The organism is Sphingomonas sp. J344, from assembly GCF_024700005.1.
GTDB lineage: Bacteria > Pseudomonadota > Alphaproteobacteria > Sphingomonadales > Sphingomonadaceae > Sphingomonas.
Map to the genome: position 1 here is coordinate 2,868,618 of NZ_JAJONB010000001.1, position 16,573 is coordinate 2,885,190.

At 66.7% G+C, this 16,573-nt stretch carries 14 protein-coding genes and 4 pseudogenes; 12 read left to right on the forward strand and 6 right to left on the reverse strand.

All coding sequences use genetic code 11. The annotated features are described in order from the left end of the window. Nucleotides 1–70: 70 nt before the first annotated feature. From secY to LRS12_RS14640, 3 genes are all read left to right on the forward strand, one after another. Nucleotides 71–1,435 carry a preprotein translocase subunit SecY gene (secY, locus tag LRS12_RS14630; RefSeq protein WP_257845163.1) on the forward strand — a complete coding sequence of 455 codons (1,365 nt, stop codon included), beginning with the start codon at nt 71–73 and terminating at the stop codon, nt 1,433–1,435. 31 nt (nt 1,436–1,466) lie between these two features. Beyond that, nucleotides 1,467–2,117 carry an adenylate kinase gene (locus LRS12_RS14635; RefSeq protein WP_257845164.1) on the forward strand — a complete coding sequence of 217 codons (651 nt, stop codon included), beginning with the start codon at nt 1,467–1,469 and terminating at the stop codon, nt 2,115–2,117. 163 nt (nt 2,118–2,280) lie between these two features. Beyond that, complete coding sequence (locus tag LRS12_RS14640) at nt 2,281–2,649, forward strand: DUF6481 family protein (RefSeq protein WP_257845165.1); 369 nt, start codon at nt 2,281–2,283, stop codon at nt 2,647–2,649. Nucleotides 2,650–2,702: 53 nt separating this feature from the next. On the opposite strand, the gene LRS12_RS14645 is transcribed toward LRS12_RS14640, so the two are convergent. Continuing rightward, nucleotides 2,703–3,917: a type III PLP-dependent enzyme gene (locus tag LRS12_RS14645; RefSeq protein WP_257845166.1), complete on the reverse strand. Its 1,215-nt coding sequence runs from the start codon at nt 3,915–3,917 to the stop codon at nt 2,703–2,705. Between the two features lie 146 nt (nt 3,918–4,063). Here LRS12_RS14645 and LRS12_RS14650 point away from each other — a divergent pair, with 146 nt between their 5' ends. The 3 genes from LRS12_RS14650 to LRS12_RS14660 all read left to right on the forward strand — a co-directional run bounded on the left by LRS12_RS14650 (nt 4,064) and on the right by LRS12_RS14660 (nt 7,154). Beyond that, complete coding sequence (locus LRS12_RS14650) at nt 4,064–5,032, forward strand: threonine/serine dehydratase (RefSeq protein ID WP_257845167.1); 969 nt, start codon at nt 4,064–4,066, stop codon at nt 5,030–5,032. Nucleotides 5,033–5,374: 342 nt separating this feature from the next. Beyond that, nucleotides 5,375–6,859 (forward strand): tetratricopeptide repeat protein, encoded by a 1,485-nt coding sequence (locus tag LRS12_RS14655; protein ID WP_257845168.1) that lies wholly within the window; start codon nt 5,375–5,377, stop codon nt 6,857–6,859. Further along, entirely contained in the window at nt 6,744–7,154 is a 411-nt protein-coding gene (locus tag LRS12_RS14660) for a tetratricopeptide repeat protein (RefSeq protein ID WP_374581096.1), read from the forward strand. The genes LRS12_RS14655 and LRS12_RS14660 overlap by 116 nt, the downstream gene beginning before the upstream one ends. A gap of 42 nt (nt 7,155–7,196) precedes the next feature. Here the strand turns inward: LRS12_RS14660 and LRS12_RS14665 are convergent, their stop codons facing one another. Beyond that, nucleotides 7,197–8,417, reverse strand: coding sequence for a Gfo/Idh/MocA family protein (locus LRS12_RS14665; protein WP_257845170.1), 1,221 nt, complete (start codon nt 8,415–8,417; stop codon nt 7,197–7,199). Between the two features lie 112 nt (nt 8,418–8,529). After that, a complete protein-coding gene (locus tag LRS12_RS14670) occupies nt 8,530–9,342 on the reverse strand; it encodes a ferredoxin--NADP reductase (protein ID WP_257845171.1) in 813 nt (270 codons plus the stop codon). 165 nt (nt 9,343–9,507) lie between these two features. Here LRS12_RS14670 and LRS12_RS14675 point away from each other — a divergent pair, with 165 nt between their 5' ends. Both LRS12_RS14675 and LRS12_RS14680 read left to right on the forward strand, forming a co-directional pair. After that, nucleotides 9,508–9,684 (forward strand): hypothetical protein, encoded by a 177-nt coding sequence (locus LRS12_RS14675; protein ID WP_257845172.1) that lies wholly within the window; start codon nt 9,508–9,510, stop codon nt 9,682–9,684. Between the two features lie 137 nt (nt 9,685–9,821). Then, nucleotides 9,822–11,246, forward strand: a complete 1,425-nt coding sequence (locus LRS12_RS14680) for a hypothetical protein (RefSeq protein WP_257845173.1) — start codon at nt 9,822–9,824, stop codon at nt 11,244–11,246. A gap of 267 nt (nt 11,247–11,513) precedes the next feature. Here LRS12_RS14680 and LRS12_RS20090 read toward each other — a convergent pair. The 3 genes and pseudogenes from LRS12_RS20090 to LRS12_RS14695 all read right to left on the reverse strand — a co-directional run. Continuing rightward, nucleotides 11,514–11,714, reverse strand: a pseudogene (locus LRS12_RS20090) (GFA family protein); the annotation flags it as partial. Nucleotide 11,715: 1 nt separating this feature from the next. Further along, nucleotides 11,716–12,276 carry a lipocalin family protein gene (locus tag LRS12_RS14690; protein WP_257845174.1) on the reverse strand — a complete coding sequence of 187 codons (561 nt, stop codon included), beginning with the start codon at nt 12,274–12,276 and terminating at the stop codon, nt 11,716–11,718. A gap of 181 nt (nt 12,277–12,457) precedes the next feature. Then, nucleotides 12,458–13,115: pseudogene (locus tag LRS12_RS14695) on the reverse strand (alpha/beta hydrolase). Between the two features lie 135 nt (nt 13,116–13,250). Between LRS12_RS14695 and LRS12_RS14700 the strand changes: the two are divergent. The 4 genes and pseudogenes from LRS12_RS14700 (at nt 13,251) to bla (ending at nt 16,552) form a co-directional block, all read left to right on the forward strand. Beyond that, nucleotides 13,251–14,274, forward strand: a pseudogene (locus LRS12_RS14700) (cysteine desulfurase family protein). Next, nucleotides 14,271–15,366: pseudogene (locus LRS12_RS14705) on the forward strand (cysteine desulfurase family protein). The pseudogenes LRS12_RS14700 and LRS12_RS14705 overlap by 4 nt, the downstream one beginning before the upstream one ends. Next, the gene (locus LRS12_RS14710) at nt 15,363–15,698 is read left to right on the forward strand and encodes a 2Fe-2S iron-sulfur cluster-binding protein (protein WP_257845175.1); all 336 of its coding nucleotides are present in this window, start codon (nt 15,363–15,365) and stop codon (nt 15,696–15,698) included. The pseudogene LRS12_RS14705 and the gene LRS12_RS14710 overlap by 4 nt, the downstream one beginning before the upstream one ends. 2 nt (nt 15,699–15,700) lie before the next feature. Then, nucleotides 15,701–16,552: a class A beta-lactamase gene (bla, locus tag LRS12_RS14715; RefSeq protein ID WP_257845176.1), complete on the forward strand. Its 852-nt coding sequence runs from the start codon at nt 15,701–15,703 to the stop codon at nt 16,550–16,552. Nucleotides 16,553–16,573: the final 21 nt, after the last annotated feature.

Here is a 16,573-nt window from a genome sequence, read left to right on the forward strand (position 1 = left end):
GTAACCTATATGGGCGGCGGGGGAGCGGCGAACGCTTCTCCGCCGCTTTGGTTTCCGGGATAGTATTTCAATGGCATCCGCAGCCGATTCAATGGCATCCGGCCTCAACCTGTCCAAGTTCGGACAGGCCACCGAACTCAAGAAGCGCCTGTGGTTCACTCTGGGCGCGTTGATCATCTTCCGGATGCTCAGTTTCGTGCCGCTGCCCGGCGTCGATCCGACGCAGCTGGGGCTGCTGGCCGAGCGCACCCAGGGCGGTGTGCTCGATTTCTTCAACACCTTCTCGGGCGGCGCGCTGGAGCGCATGTCGGTGATCGCACTCGGCGTGATGCCCTACATCACGGCATCGATCGTCGTGCAGCTTGCGACCTCGCTGTCGCCGACGCTGGCTTCGATCAAGAAGGAGGGCGAAAGCGGGCGCAAGAAGCTCAACCAGTACACCCGCTATGGCACCGTCGCGCTGACCGCGATCCAGGGCTATTTCATCGCGGTTGGCCTTGAGACGCTTGGCGCCACCCAGGGGCTGGCACCGGTCGTCGAACCGGGAATGCTGTTCCGCATCGCTGCGGTCATCAGCCTGATCGGCGGCACGATGTTCCTGATGTGGCTGGGTGAGCAGATCACCAGCCGCGGCGTCGGCAACGGCATCTCCCTCATCATCATGGCGGGCATCGTCGCGCACCTGCCGACCACGCTGGTACAGCTGTTCGAGGGCGGCCGTTCGGGGTCGATGAACCCTGTGACGCTGGTCGCGATCCTTGCGGCGGTTGCGGGCCTGATCCTGTTCATCTGCTTTATGGAGCGCGCCCAGCGCCGGATCCTGATCCAGTATCCCAAGCGCCAGACGCAGCGGGGCGTGCAGAGCGAGCGCAGCCACCTGCCGCTCAAGATCAACACCGCGGGCGTGATCCCGCCGATCTTCGCCAGCTCGCTGTTGCTGATGCCGCTGACGGTGAGCCAGTTCGCCGGCCAGTCGCAGGCGGGCGAGAGCTGGGGCGGTGACCTGATCATCACGCTCAACCAGTATCTGCAGCACGGTTCGCTCGTGTACATGCTGCTCTACGGCGCGGGCATCATCTTCTTCTCGTTCTTCTACACGGCGGTTGTGTTCAACCCCGAGGAGACGGCCGAGAATCTCAAGAAGCATGGCGGGTTCATCCCCGGCATCCGACCGGGCAAGAACACCGAAGCCTATTTCGATTACGTGCTGACGCGGATCACCGTGATCGGTGCGGCGTACCTGACCTTCATCTGCCTTGTGCCGGAATATCTTGTGTCGGCGCTCGCAATTCCCTTCTATCTCGGCGGGACCAGCCTGCTCATCGTCGTCAACGTGACGATGGACACGGTCACGCAGATCCAGTCGCACTTGCTGGCGCACCAATATGGTGACCTGATCAAGAAGGCGAAGCTGAAGGGTGGTCGACTGCGCTGACAAGGCGCAGCGACGGAAAAGGGGAAGCCAGTTGAATATCATCCTGTTGGGGCCTCCGGGCGCGGGCAAGGGGACCCAAGCGTCGCGGCTCGAAAGCGAGCGCGGCATGGTCCAGCTCTCGACCGGCGACATGCTGCGCGCCGCAGTCAAGGCGGGAACGCCGGTGGGTCTGCAGGCGAAGGCGGTGATGGAGGCGGGCGAGCTCGTTTCCGACGCAATCGTCAGCGGGATCATTGGTGAGAGCCTGGATGCACTGGGCGACAAGGGCGCCATCTTCGACGGTTATCCCCGGACCGCCGCGCAGGCTGAATCGCTCGACACCCTCCTGGCGGAGCGCGGCCGCAGCCTCGATCATGTAATCGAACTGGTTGTGGACGAAGACGCCTTGGTCGCGCGGATCACGGGGCGCTTCAGCTGTGGCAGCTGCGGTGCCAATTATCACGACAGCTACAACCAGCCCAAGGTCGACGGCGTTTGCGATGTGTGCAGCGGCACCGAATTCAAGCGTCGCCCCGACGATAACGAACAGACCGTGCGCACCCGCATGGCCGAATATCGCGCCAAGACCGCGCCGATCCTGCCGATCTATGAAGCGCGCGGGCTCGTCCAGCGAGTCGATGGAATGGCCGACATCGCCGAGGTCACCGAGGCGATCGAGGCGATTCTGGACGGGCGGAGCTGAACGGCGTAGTGCAGTAGCCCGGCCTGCGGGTCGCTCAATTGTCGGAAGCACATCGCCTGGCGGTGCATGCGCGGCGAGCCGCCTTATTTTTTCTCGCGGTCCCGTGTGGACTGCGGCTCATCGGTCGATAGCTCTGCGCTGGCCGAACTCATTGGAACAATGCATGCCTTCATATCGGGAACCGTCATTTCAGGATCGCACTGCCGCCGCCGCCAAGGCGAAGCAGAAGGCGCTGGAACTGTTGCGCGCAAAGCCGTCTGCGGATCCGGCCGTGCTGGAGGAGCGCCGGAAGGCCAGGGAAGAGCGCGAGAGGGCTCTGGCCGAGGAACGCGCGGCAAAGGCCGAGGCGCTGGCCGCAGCCAAGGCCGAGAAGCTGGCAAAGAAGCAGGCCGAGGCCGAGCGGAAGGCCGAGGAACGCGCCGAAGCCGAGGCTGCTGCGGCGCTCAAGGAGGCGCGGCTGACGCCGCCGAGCGCGGCGGAGATGAAGGCAGCGCGGGATGCGCGCTACGCGGCACGAAAGGCCCGGAAGTAGTCCCACGAAAATGGGCCGCCATCCATTCGGACGGCGGCCCTTTTTCTGTCCGTTCAGCGGCGCGCGCGGCGCTTGAACTGGTCGAGGCTGACGACGTTGGTCGGGCGTTCGATCGCGATGCCCGAATAAAGCGTCGCCATCGGTTCGTCGGTGACGGTGTGGACGGTGTCCACGCCAAAGCCGTTGAACGCGGTGCGCATCGCGCAGCCATAGGCGCCGAGCATCCCGACCTCGATATAATCGCCGGCCTGGATGTCCGACGGCAGCTCGAACGGGCCGGCCATGTGATCGAGATCGTCGCAGGTCGGGCCGTAGAAGCTGTATTCGGTCATCTCCGCCGCGTCGCCGGCATCGTCGCGCAACACGCGCACCGGGAAGCGCCAGCCGACATGCGCCGCGTCGAACAGCGCACCATAGGCACCGTCGTTGATGTACAGCTCGTCCCCGCGGCGCTTTTCGACGCGGACGATCAGGCTGCTATACTCCGCGCACAGCGCCCGGCCCGGCTCGCACCACAATTCGGCGCTGTACGAGATCGGCAGATTCTCGAACGCGTTGTGGATCACGCCGAAATAGGTTTCGAGCGGGGGCGGTTCCATGCCCGGATAGGTCGACGGGAAGCCGCCGCCGACATCGACGATGTCGACCGTGACCGACGAGGCGACGATCGCCGCGCGGACGCGCTCCATCGCCTCACTATAAGCCGCCGGGGTCATCGCCTGGCTGCCGACATGGAAGCAGATGCCCAGCGCGTCGGCGGCCTGACGGGTCGCGACGAGCAACTCGGCGACATCCTCCGGCTCGGCACCGAACTTCGCCGCGAGGCTCAGCTTCGAATGGTCCGACGACACGCGGATGCGGACGCACAGGTTGAGGTCGGTCGCACCACGGGTGGCGCGAACGATCTTTTCCAGCTCGTCCATCGTGTCGAGGCTGAAGGTGCGGACGCCGTGGACGAAATAGGCTTCCTCGATCGCTTCCTCGGCCTTGACCGGGTGCATGAAGCACAAGGTCGCCTTGGGCAGGGCGCGGCGCGCCATGCGCACCTCGCCGATCGACGCGACGTCATAATGCGTCACGCCGCTGTCCCAGAGGATCTGGAGCAATTCGGGAGAGGGGTTCGCCTTGACGGCATAGAGCACCGTTCCCGGAAACTTCTCGACAAAGAAGCGGGCGGCGCGCTTTGCAGCGTGCGGACGAACGAGCGTTACCGGCTCGACGGGACGAAGGGCTTTCGCTAGCCCCAGCGCGCTATGATGCTTGTGCAACTCAAGGGACCTCCAATTGCCTTGCGGCAGACGAAAAAACACTGCCTTGCGGTGGAAGTCCCATGGGGCAGCGGAGGGGTCATTTAGGGTCGACACCCCCCCTTGTAAAGTGATTATGGAGGGGTTCGAGCGATGTGGGGTGGGAAGTGACGATATTGCGACAGCCGACACGGGCGGGGGTGCGGGACGCGGCGGCAAAGGTGGCGGCGATATTGCCGCCAACCCCCTTGTTTGTAGGCGAAATTCGCGGCGTGCCGGTGATGTTCAAGGCCGAAAGCTTGCAGCCGATCGGCGCGTTCAAGATTCGCGGCGCATGGCACCGGCTGACCGCACTCGACGCCGAAGCGCGGGCCAAGGGCGTGGTCGGCTTCTCCTCCGGCAACCATGCGCAGGGCGTCGCATGGGCGGCAAAGCGACTCGGTATCCCGGCGGTGATCGTGATGCCGGCCGACGCCCCGGCACTGAAGCGCGAGGCGACGCTGGCGCTGGGGGCCGAGGTGGTCAGCTATGACCGGATGACCGAGAATCGCGACAAGATCGCTGCGCACCTCGCCCATGCCCGCGGCGCCACGTTGGTGCCGCCGTTCGACGACCCCTGGGTGATCGAGGGGCAGGGGAGTCTGGGGATCGAGGTGCTGACGCAAGCGGCCGAGATGAAGCTGCCCGATCCGGCGCATGTCGTGGTGCCGTGCGGCGGCGGCGGGCTTGCTGCGGGCGTCGCGCTGGCGCTGCCCGATGCGCAGGTGACGGTGGTCGAGCCTGAGGGCTGGGACGATATGTGCCGCAGCCTGGAGGCGGGATGGATAGAGCCGATCGGCGACAACCCGCCGCCGACGGCATGCGATTCGCTCCAGACGCTGCGCGTATCCCCGCTGACCTTCGACGTGCTGTCGCGGCGCGGGGCGACCGGGGTGACGGTGACCGAGGCCGAAGTCCGGGCGGCACAGCGCTGGGCGGCGGCGAAGCTGAGGCTGGTGGTCGAACCGGGCGGGTCCGTGGCGCTGGCCGCGCTGCTGGCGGGGAAGGTCGAGGCGCGCCCCGACATGCTGGTGGTGCTGAGCGGCGGCAATGCCGATCCGGCGGCCTATGCCCGGGTGCTGAGCGGGGCCGACTGACGGCATCCTACGAAGCTGACGAAAAATGCGGGGTTTCGGGCTGTCGGGACGGGTTTGCGACTGGCTGACACCTGCGACGCGACTGTGACGCGACACCTGTGCGACGGCGACGCGACAGGTGCGCGACTGTGTCGAGACACCCGCGCGACTGGAGTCAGGCGCGGGGCTTTTTGGAGGGGAATGAGGCGGGTCGGGGTTCACCGATCAGTTTAGATCAGGGAATTTCCAACATTGGAAGGGGGCTGCTTGGCGCGGAAAAGCCGCGGGCGGAACTTGGCCGCAAAGTGGCTCTGAACTTGTCTGAGGCGCAACGGCGAGGTCTCTGCTAATTCAGCCGCTGTCATGATCTGGCTGGCCGGACTCCTCGCTGTTGCCACTGCGCCCCCGCAAACGCCGGGCCGAGCCGAACTGCCGCCCGAATTCTTCCCCGCCTATGAGCGCAAGGACCTGACTACCGCAGTCGGCATTCTGGAAAAGGCGGCGGCGGTGTGCGTAGCGAACCGACCGGCGAACGATCATTGCCTCGACCTGATGCTTGGGGGTGCGAATATCGCGTGGCGCATCGGCGACATCGAGCGTAGCGAGAAATTCGCGCGCGCGGCGGTAGAGATCGCCAATCGCACCTTGCCTGTGTCCCATAAGGATCGCGGGGTCGCGGCCGACTATTTCCTCCGGGCGCTGATCGCCGGGAACAAGGATGCCGAAGCCGTCCCGTTGTTGCGCGCTGTGATCGCCACCCGCCCGCCGGAGCATCCATCGCTGGCGACGCTCAACGCGCAACTTGGCCAGTCGCTGTTCGCTCTTTCGCAATATGCCGAGGCGGAGGCCGCGTTGCGCCGTGCGGCGGCGCTGTTCGAAAAGGGCGCGGACGCGGGCAAGTTTGACCATGCGCTGGTTCTCACCGACCTTGCCGTCGCGCTTCGCGAACAGGATCGCGATCATGAAGCCGAACCGTTCGCCCGCCGGGCGCTTGCGCTCTACGAAGCGCTCGTGCCACTCGGCGACCCGCGGCTGGTTCCCCGCTATCGCGTGCTTGGCCTGATCCTCAACGAACTCGGTCGCTATGCCGAGGCTGAACAGGTTCTGGTCAAGGCCGTCATGCTGGTTGAAGCCGATCCCAACGCCGACAAAATGGGGCAATCGACGCTCTACACCAGCCTGGCGTTTTCGGTCGATCAACAGGGGCAGGTCGATAAAGGCGAAGCATTGATCCGCAAGGCGCTGGCCATCCAGGAAGCGGTGCTTCCGCCCGGCCACCGCCTGATTGCAGAGAATTACAGTAACCTTGGCTGGAACCTGCAATCCCAGGGCAATTATGCCGGGGCAGAAGCAGCGATCCGCACATCGCTGCGGCTGCGCGAGGCGCATATGAAGCCGGGCGATCCAGGAATCGCGGCCGGATATGAGGCGTTGGCCTCGATCCTTTCCAGCCAGGGGCGGCGCGAAGAGGCGGACCCGATCTATCGCCGCGTTCTGGCATTGCGCGAGACCGCAAACCGGCCTGTTTTGCGCGACATCGCCTTTGCCTTTTCCAATCTCGCGACGAACCTGAATGAAATGAACCGGTATGAAGAAGCGGAGCCGCTGCTGCGCAAGGCGCTGGCGATCGCCGAACGGACCTTTGGGCCTGATCACCCGGAAATTTCGATCATCTACGAAAATCTCGCCGATAATCTGAGCTGGCAGCAGCGTTTCACCAGAATCCGAACCTTTGCACCGCAAGGCGCTGGCGGTGCGGCAAAAGACCTTGCCTCCCACGCACCCGCTCGTCGCCGCCGCGATGGTCACGCTGGCCCGAAACCTCGAATCGCAGGGCCGCACCGCTGATGCGGAAGCACTCATGCGACAGGCACGGGCCATCGTGGAGGGGCTGCCGCCATCGCACCCCAACCGCATCGCGGGAAGCTGGACGCTGGCGGCGCTGCTGCGCAAGCACGCAAGGTCACCCGCCGAAGCGCGAAGCCTGTATCGCCGGGCCGAAGCCGGTGCGATGGAGCGGATGCGCAGCTTCGCCGCGTTCGATGCGACTGCTCAGGCGGAACTGCGCAAATATGCGCCGATCTTTGCCGGACAGGTTTCGGTGGCGTGGCAGCTGTCTAATCCGGCCGCACCAAAGCGCTGATCCGCGCTCGATACACTCATATTCGGTCGCGTGGCGACAGCCTCACCCCCGCATCCGCCCATCCGGGAACAGCTTCACCGTCCGCCCATCCCGCGCCGACGCATAGATCGCCTCCATCAGCCGTGCGTCGCGCAGGCCCATTTCGCCGCCGGTCAGGATCGGGGTGCCGTCGCGGATGGCGCTGGTGAAATGGTTGAGTTGGCCGGCGAACTGGGTGGTGGGGTCGCCAGGGGTTAGCTCGCGGGCATCCTGGCCTTCGATCCGCATCTTCTGCCCGGCATAGCTGGTGGCGGGGTCCATGATCAGAGCGCCGTTTGTGCCGCGGACATGGGCGAAATTGGCTCCGGCGCTGTCGTAGGAGGTGGCGAGGTGGGCGACGGCGCCCGAGGGGAAGCGCCATTGCGAGGAGACGTGCGCGAAGATTTCGGTGAAGCGCGGGTCGCCCCTGGGCTGGAAAGTGGTGGCGCTGATGCTCTCCGGCATTTCGCCGGTGAGGTAGAGCGCGGATTGCAGGCCGTAGATGCCGAAATCCTCGAGCGGGCCGCCGCCGGCCAGTGCGCGGTTCATCCGCCAGTTCTGGGCCGGGGTGGTGGGGCCGGCGCGATAGGATTGCTCGCTGCGGATCAGGCGGATGTCGCCGACCGCTTTCTCGCGCATCAGGCGCATCGCCTCGACATTGTAGGGTTCGAAGTGCGAGCGATAGGCGATCATCAGCTTGCGGTTCGCGCGGCGGCCGGCGGCGATCATCGCTTCGCATTGCGCGCTGGAGAGCGCCATCGGCTTTTCGCACAGGACATGCTTGCGCGCGGCGAAGGCGCGGATCGCGAAGTCGGCGTGGAAGGCGGTGGGGAGGATGATGTACACCGCGTGGATGCGGTCGTCGGCGGCGATCTTGTCGAAGTCTTCATAGGAATAACGGGCGTCGACAGGGACGCCGTATGCGTCGCCGACCTGGGCGAGCTTTTGCGGATTGCCCGAGACCAGCGCGGCGATGTGCGCGCGATCGGCCTGGTCGAAGCGCGGCATGATCTGGTGAAGCGCATAGCCGCCGAGCCCGATGATCGCGAAGCCGACACTGTCGTCGCGTTTCTTGCGCGGCGGGGTGGCGGGGGAGGCGGGTACCCGGGGGAGGGGGAGGCCCTTGAGCCGGGCGGCGGGGGACTGGAGCAGGGGCGTTGCGGCGCTGGCGCTGGTGGTCAGCGTGGCGGCGAGGGCCCCGCCGACTTCGATGAAGCTGCGTCGTGAGATGGGGGTGTGGGGCATCGCCGTCCTCTCCGAATGTTGGTTCGGAGGGATGATAGCGTTACCATTGTGGCGGGGGCAATCGGGGAATGGGGGCGATAGCCAGTTCCCCTCCCTTTCAGGGAGGGGGGCTTTAGCCGACGAAAGCGCGCTCGATGACGTAATGGCCGGGCTTGCTGTTCGAGCCTTCCTCGAAGCCCATTCCGTCCAGCATCGCGGAGAGATCCTTGATCATCTCCATGCTGCCGCACAGCATGATGCGGTCGGTTTCGGGGTCGAGGCGCTTTTCGCCCGCCATGTTCGGGCCGGTGAACAGCGCGCCATTCTCGATCAGCGTGCCGATGCGCTGATTGGTCGGGAAGGGCTCGCGGGTGACGGTGGGCAGGTAGCTGAACTGCACCAGCGCCTGATCCTGAACCAGCGGGTCGCCGGCGAGCAGGCCCTCCAGCTCTTCGCGGAAGGCGAGGTCGCTGACGCGGCGGACCGAGTGGACCAGCTGGATCTGGTCGAACATCTCATAGACGTCCGGATCGCGCGCGAGGCTGAGGAACGGGGCGAGGCCTGTGCCGGTCGACAGAAAGAACAGGCGCTTGCCGGGCAGCAGCGCGTCGGTGACGAGCGTGCCGGTCGGCTTGCGGCCGAGGAACAGCTGGTCGCCGGGCTGGATCAGCTGAAGCTTCGAGGTCAGCGGGCCATCGGGCACCTTGATCGAGAGGAATTCGAGCTCCTCGGCCCAGGCGGGGCTGGCGATCGAATAGGCGCGCAGCAGCGGGCGGCCTTCGCCGGGCAGGCCGAGCATCACGAACTCGCCCGAGCGGAAGCGGAAGCTTTGCGGGCGCGTGATCGTGAAGCTGAACAGATGCTCGTTCCAGTGGCGCACACTGAGAACGGTCTCCACGGTGAGCGCGGCGGACGGGGCGAGGGGGATGGCGTTACGGTCGGACATTTGCGGGCTCCGCTAGATGGCGGGGCGATGGCGCGCAACCCTTTGTCGGCTAATGCGGCCAAAGCTTTATCTATCAGCGCCGTTAGGGGATTATCTATTGCGAGGCAATCGCAATAGTCGGGGGGTCTCTCGACGGGGGGCGGATGGGCGGTGCAAGAAGGCGCGATGCGACCCGAACTCTCTACCGCCGCGTCGATGACGCTCACCTTGCTGACCATCGCCGCGATCATATTGGTGTGGGGCGGGGTGACGATGATCCGCAAGGGCGACCGGACCAAGGGCGTGCTGATGATCGTGTGCGCGCTGGTGCTGGTCGGGAATGTGCTGATCTGGACGGTCTGAACCCTGTTCCCGCGCGATTCTGTTTTCGATTTCAGCGGGCTGCGCGCTAGGCTGACCGGGTATCAAAGGGGGATTTCATGAAACGATGGGTGGCTGGCGCGATTGCGGGGGCGATTGCAATGGGAAGCATGCCAGCCATGGCTGCAGACGATGACCGGGTGCGCGCGCGATTGGCGAAGGGGTTGGAAGCGTTCGACCGCGGCGATTGCCCGGCGGCGCTGAAGGCACTGCGCCCGCAACTCAAGCCCGGATCGATGGCGGCATTTCCGGGGGAGGTCGTAGCGGCAGTCTATCAGATTGCGGTGCTATGCGAAGCGCAGGCAAATCGGCTGGTCGAGGCGCGCGCGCTTGCGGTCGCGGGGACCGCGATCGACGCGGCGTCGGACGATCTGTGGCAATTGCGCTTTGCCCTCGATCTGGAGATGAAGGACCTGGCGGCAGCCGTCACGACGGTCGAGGCGATGAGCGCAGGGCGGGGCGCGGCGCTCAACGGCGTGGAAATCCGCTGGCTGTATCGCCTCGACACGCTCCTTCGCGACGCGAAGCAGGAGGGGGAGCGCGAGCGGCTGCTGAAGGTGGTGACCGCGAGCGGCTATGCCCCCGATGAGCCGATGGCGTCGAAGGACGGGTTTCGCATCAGCCTGATCAAGATCCTGCACGCGCGCGGCGATGAGGCAGGTGCCGCCGCGCTGGTTGCCGAGATCGAGACCGCGCGCACGCTGCTCGAACTGAGCATGAACGCGCGCCTCACTCCGCTCATGCCGGCGGGATTCGACCCGCGCAAGGCAGTCGAGCGCGAGCTGGCGGATGTTCGCACCGCGATGGGGCGTCATCCGCGCCATCTTGGCCCCTATATCCAGGCGGCCCGGCTGCTGCGGGCGCTCGGAAAGCCCCGGGAAGCGCTGGACATGCTCGAATCGGCGCGGTCGGGCGGGCGGGCGCTCGCCGATCATGTCGATGCGAAGGATAAGCTGGCCTGGTGGTGGGACGCCCGGGGGCGGACGCATCTTGCGCTGGGCGAAGCCGACGCCGCGCTCGTCGCGTATCGCGAGGGCGGTCGGGTGGAGGAAGACGGCAGTCCCAATGTCAGCCAGATCATCAACCTGGCCGGGGTGCAGATGCGGATGGGGCGGCATGCCGACGCGCTCAAGACGCTGCCCGCCGAGGGCGCAGACTTTCCGGTCAGTCCGTTCGGCGCCATGCAGATGCGGCTGGTCCGCGTCTGCGCCAATGTCGGACTGGGCAACGCAGCGGCGGTCGCCATCGACCGCGCGGAGATCGAGGCCAAGAGCAAGGACGCCCCGGAGGCATTGCGCCGCCTGTACCTGTGTCTCGGCGATATGGACGCTGCGGCCCGCGCGGTGATCGCCGAACTCGACAACCCCGAGCAGCGGATCGAAACGCTGATCGACTTCAGCGATTTTGACCCCTCGCCCACGCCCACGCCGGAAACGGCATATTCCAAGGGGATCGAGGCGCTGAAGCTGCGCGAAGATGTTCAGGCTGCGCTCAAAAAGGCGGGCGGGACCCGTCGGATCGCGCTTCAGAGCGGCGACCTGTAGCGGGCTGATCCCCGTCGGGGGCCTGACGGCTGCTCGCCGCGATGGCGGCGGCCCATGCCGGGTCCTGTGCTTCGGTCGCGCCTTCATCGTGCAGGGCGGGGAGGTCGGCGAACCAGGGCATGCGCGATTCGCTGCCCATCTGCGTGCGCGGCGGGAAGGCGGTGGGGTCGTCGAGCGAGCCGATGGTGAGGTTGGTGCGCCCGCTGTCGCCGCGATAGAAAAGGGGGTGCCGCAGTCGGCGCAGAAGCCGCGATCGACATGCTCGGAACTGCGGAAGGTCGCCGGGGTGCCGCGGGTCCAGCTCAGCGCGTCGTTGGGCGCGGCGACGAGCGCGGCGAACAGGCCGCCGGTCGCCTTCTGGCACATGCGGCAATGGCAGAGGTGGGAATTGTCGAGCATCGCGGTGGCGCGGTAGCGGATTGCGCCGCACTGGCATCCGCCGGTGACCGTGACGTCGATGCGGTCCATCCTAGTCGTGCTGCGTGATGCGCAGCGCCCAGCGATCGTAGCCGAGCTCCTCGACCCGCGTCAGCAGCGCCTGGAGCAGAGCGGGGTCGGGGCGGGGGTCGCGGGCGAGCAGCCAGAGATAGCGGCCCGATGGCTCGCCGACGATCGACCAGTCGTAATCGTCGCCATGGTCGAGCACCCAATAGTCGCCGGTGTAGAGCGGGCCGAAGAACGAGACCTTGAGCTTGGCGTTGGTGTCCTCGTCCGCGACGATCGCGGTCCCTTCGCTGACGTCGCGTTCGACTTCGCCGGTGCGGATGCCGCTGTTGACGATGCTGACCTTGCCGTCCCTTTCCAGCGCATAGTCGGCGGTGACCGAGTCCATGCCCTTCTGGAAGCGATTCTCGTGCCGCGCGAGTTCGTACCAAATGCCGGCGTAGCGGGTGAGGTCGACCGGCTTGGCCGGCTGCGGCACGTTGGGGTTGATCACCGGCGGGCGGGTCGCGCGGGAGTAGAGGAACAGGCCGCCGATGGTGGCAGCGGCGACGCCGGCGGCGATCTTGATCGCGGTGGATTGCTTCATGGCGCGATCATGCTTCGGGGCGTGCGGAAAGCATAGCCAAAATCCTCCCCGGAACGGGGAGGTGGCAGCGCGCAGCGCTGACGGAGGGGGCCCTGCTCGAAGCAATTCGCTTGCCTCGGGCCCCCTCCACCACCGCCTTCGGCGGCGGTCCCCCCTCCCCGCTCCGGGGAGGATCTGAATGTCACCGGATCGGCGAATTGGGGTCGAGGCGCATGTCGAGATAATTGTCCACGCTGCGCATCAGCTGGTCCATTTCGTGTTCGAAGAAATGGTTGGCGTGCGGAATCGTGTCGTGGTGGATCGTGATGTGCTTTTGCGTGCGCAGCTTGTCGACCAGCTTCTGCACCGCGCCCGGCGTCACGACCTCATCGCCCTCACCCTGGATGATGATGCCCGAGCTGGGGCAGGGGGCGAGGAAGGTGAAGTCGTACATGTTCGCCGGCGGCGCGACCGAGATGAAGCCGCGGATTTCGGGGCGGCGCATCAGCAGCTGCATGCCGATCCATGCGCCGAAGCTGACGCCCGCGATCCAGGTGGTCGAGGCTTCGGGGTGGAAGCTCTGCACCCAGTCGAGCGCCGATGCCGCGTCGCTCAGCTCGCCGATGCCGTTGTCGAACGTGCCCTGGCTCTTGCCGACGCCGCGGAAGTTGAAGCGCAACGTCGCGAAGCCGCGGCGCTGGAAGGTCTTGTACAGTTCCTGCACGATGCGGTTGTTCATCGTGCCGCCGGCATTGGGATGCGGATGCAGGATCATCGCGACCGGTGCGCGGGGGGCGGGGGGCGGGGGCGAAACGCCCTTCGAGGCGGCCTTCGGGACCGGGGATGATGACTTCGGGCAAAATGCACCTGCTCTGTGATGGGCGCGCGGTAGCGCGGAAACGGGTGCAGGCTATATAGTCCGCACGCCCCGACAAGCAATTGGAACGATTCCCCTGACTGACCGCATCTATCTCGACCATGCCGCGACCACCCCGATGCTGCCGGAGGCGATTGCCGCGGTGGAGGAAGGGATGCGTCGCTGGGCCAATCCATCCTCGCCGCATGCCGAAGGGCGCGCGGCGCGTGCGGCGCTGGAGGATGCGCGGGCGCGGATCGCGGCGGCCTATGGCTGGGCGCATGAGGTGGTGCTGACCAGCGGAGCGAGCGAATCGCTGTATCTGGCGCTGCGCCGGTCGATGGCGGAGCGGCGGTTGATCACTGCGGTCGAGCATGATGCGGTGCTGCGCCATTCGGAGGGCGCGAAGGTGCTGCCGGTCCTGAGCGACGGGACGCTGAACCTCGATGCGCTGCGCGACGCGATCGGGCCGGGGGGTGCTGCTGTGCGTGCAGCGGACCAATAGCGAGACCGGGGTGATTCAGCCGATCGAGGCGATCGGGCAGATCGTGAAGGCGGCGGGCGGCATCCTGTTGGTCGATGCGGCGCAGATGCCGGCGCGGGCGTCGGCGGCGGTGCTGCGCCATGCCGATCTGGTCGCGGTCTCGGCGCACAAGCGCGGCGGACCGCCGGGGATCGGCGCGTTGTTCGTGCGCGACTTTGCCAAGCTGTTGCCGATGGGCGGGCAGGAAAAGGGCTATCGCGCGGGGACCGAGAATCTGCCCGGAGCGCTGGGTTTTGCCGCGGCGGTGGAGGTGCCGGAGGAGATGGACCGGCTCTACACGCTGCGCGCGCGGCTGGAGGCGGCGTTGCCGGGCGTCGAGGTGGTGGGCGCGGCGAATTCGCGCAGCCCGCTGATCGGCGCGTATCGCATGCCGGGCGTGTCGTCGGCGGCGCAGCTGATCCGGTTCGACATGGCGGGGATTTCGGTGTCGGCGGGGAGTGCCTGCGCCTCGGGAAGCCTGCGCCCGAGCCATGTGATGAGCGCGATGGGCTGGGATGAGCCGGCGCTGCGTGAGGTGGTGCGGGTGAGTTTCGGGCGCGGCACGACCGAGGCGGAGGTCGATGCCTTCGCCGCAGCTTGGTGCGACATCGCCGACGAAGCGCGGGCGCGGGCGGCATGATCTATCTCGATTATCAGGCGACCACGCCGCTGGCGCCCGAGGCGCGCGACGCGATGCTGCCCTGGCTGGGCGACGATTTCGCCAATCCGCACTCGGCGCATGCCGCGGGGCGCAAGGCCAAGGCGGCGGTCGAGGTGGCGCGCGCGGCGGTCGCGGGGCTGATGCCGGATGGCGGCACGGTGAGCTTCACCAGTGGCGCGACCGAGGCGCTGAACTGGGCGATCAAGGGCAGCAGCGGCGGGATCGTGACGATCGCCACCGAACATGCCGCCGTGCTCGACACGGTGGCGGCGGAGGGCGCGGCGCGGGCGCGAGGTGACGGTGTTGCCGGTCGGGCCAGAGGGGCTGATCGACCTCAACGCCGCGCGCGCGGCGATCGGGCCGGGTACGGGACTCGTCGCGGCGATGCTGGTCAATAACGAGATCGGGGTGATCCAGCCGGTCGAGGAGATTGCCGAACTGGCCAAGGCGGCGGGCGCGTTGATGCTGGTCGATGCGGTGCAGGGCTTCGGGCGGGTCGCGATCCCAGATGGCGTCGATCTGGTCGCGGTGTCGGCGCACAAGATCCACGGGCCGAAGGGCGTGGGGGCCTTGTGGGTGCGCGACGGCGTCGAAATTGAGCCGCTGCTGCATGGCGGCGGGCAGGAGCCGGGCGGTCGGTCGGGGACGTTGTCGCCTGCACTTTGCGCGGGGTTCGGGGCGGCGGCGGCGCTGGCCAAGCAGCGGTTCGGCGCGGATCGCGCGCATGTCGCGCAGCTGTTTCGGGCGGGGTTTCAGGCATTGGGCAGTGCGGGGTGGACGCTCAACGGGTCGAAGGATGAGCGCTATCCGGGCAATCTCAACCTGCGCTATCCGGGGCTGGACGTCGCGCGGTTGATGTCGGAGCTGCGCGACATCGCGTTTTCGGCGGGATCGGCCTGCGCCAGCGGATCGGGACGGCCGAGCCATGTGTTGAAGGCGCTGGGCCTGAGCGATGCCGAGGCGCGGTCGAGCATCCGGCTTGGGTTCGGCCGGTACACGAGTGAGGAGCAATTGTTGGACGCCATCCAGCGCATCGATGCCGCAGCGCGCGCCCAAAGGATCGCGGCATGATCCGGGTGCGGTTCCTGACCCCCGAGGGCGATCTGGCGGTCGAGGCAGAGGCCGCAGCGGGCGACCGGCTGCTCGAGATCGGCCAGGCGCGGGGCATGCCGCTGGAGGGGACGTGCGAGGGACAGATGGCCTGCTCCACCTGTCACGTCATCGTCGCGGCGGAGGATTTCGTCCGGTTGCCGCGCGCGAGCGAGGAGGAGGAGGATATGCTCGACCTTGCCGTGGGTGCAAGCCGGACCAGCCGATTGTCGTGCCAGATCGTGCTGACCCACGAGCTGGACGGGCTTACAGTCAGCCTGCCTTCAGAACATCGCGATATGCAGGGACGATGATGATGACGACTCGCCGTACCGTGATTGCGGGCGCCGCCGCGCTCGCCGCCGCTCCCGCCTTTGCGCAGAAGATCGGGCCGTTCGACCGCATCCGTGCCGAGACCGGCGGGCGGCTGGGGCTGGCTGTCTATGACAGCGGTACCGGGCGACGCTATTCGGACGGGGCCGAGGCGCGGTTCGCGATGTGCTCGACCTTCAAGGTGCCGCTGGTTGCTGCGGTGCTGGCGCGGGTGGATCGCGGCGAACTCGACTTGTCGCGTGAGATCCGTTTCGGCGAGGCCGACCTGCTCGACTATGCGCCAGTGGTGCGCGCGAACCTGGCCAAGGGGGCGCTGTCGATCGAGGTGCTGTGCGAAGCTGCGGTGGTGATGAGCGACAACAGCGCCGCGAACCTGTTGTTCGGGCAGATTTCAGGACCGCGCGGGCTGACCAAGTTCGTCCGTGACGCGGGCGATCAGCTCACCCGGTCGGACCGCGACGAGCCGTCGCTCAACAATGTCCGTAATGGCGAGGTGCGCGATACGACGACGCCCGAGGCAATGCTGTGGCTGATGAACCGGCTGCTGCTCGGCGATGTCCTGTCGCCCGCGTCGCGCGCGAAGCTGATCGGCTGGATGGAAGCATCGCCGACCGGCAAGGACCGGCTGCGCGCCGGGCTGCCCAAGAGCTGGCGGGTCGGGGACAAGACCGGGACGAGTGGCGAGGGTTATTTCAACGACATCGCGATCGCGACCCCGCCGGGGCGCAAGCCGATTCTGATCGCCTGCTACCTCGATGCGCCCGGGCTGGATTCGGCCAAGGCGAATGCGGCGCACGCGAAGGTCGGGGAGTTGATCGGGGCGCTGTTCGCCTGAGATTGCAATCCGCGTCAGCTT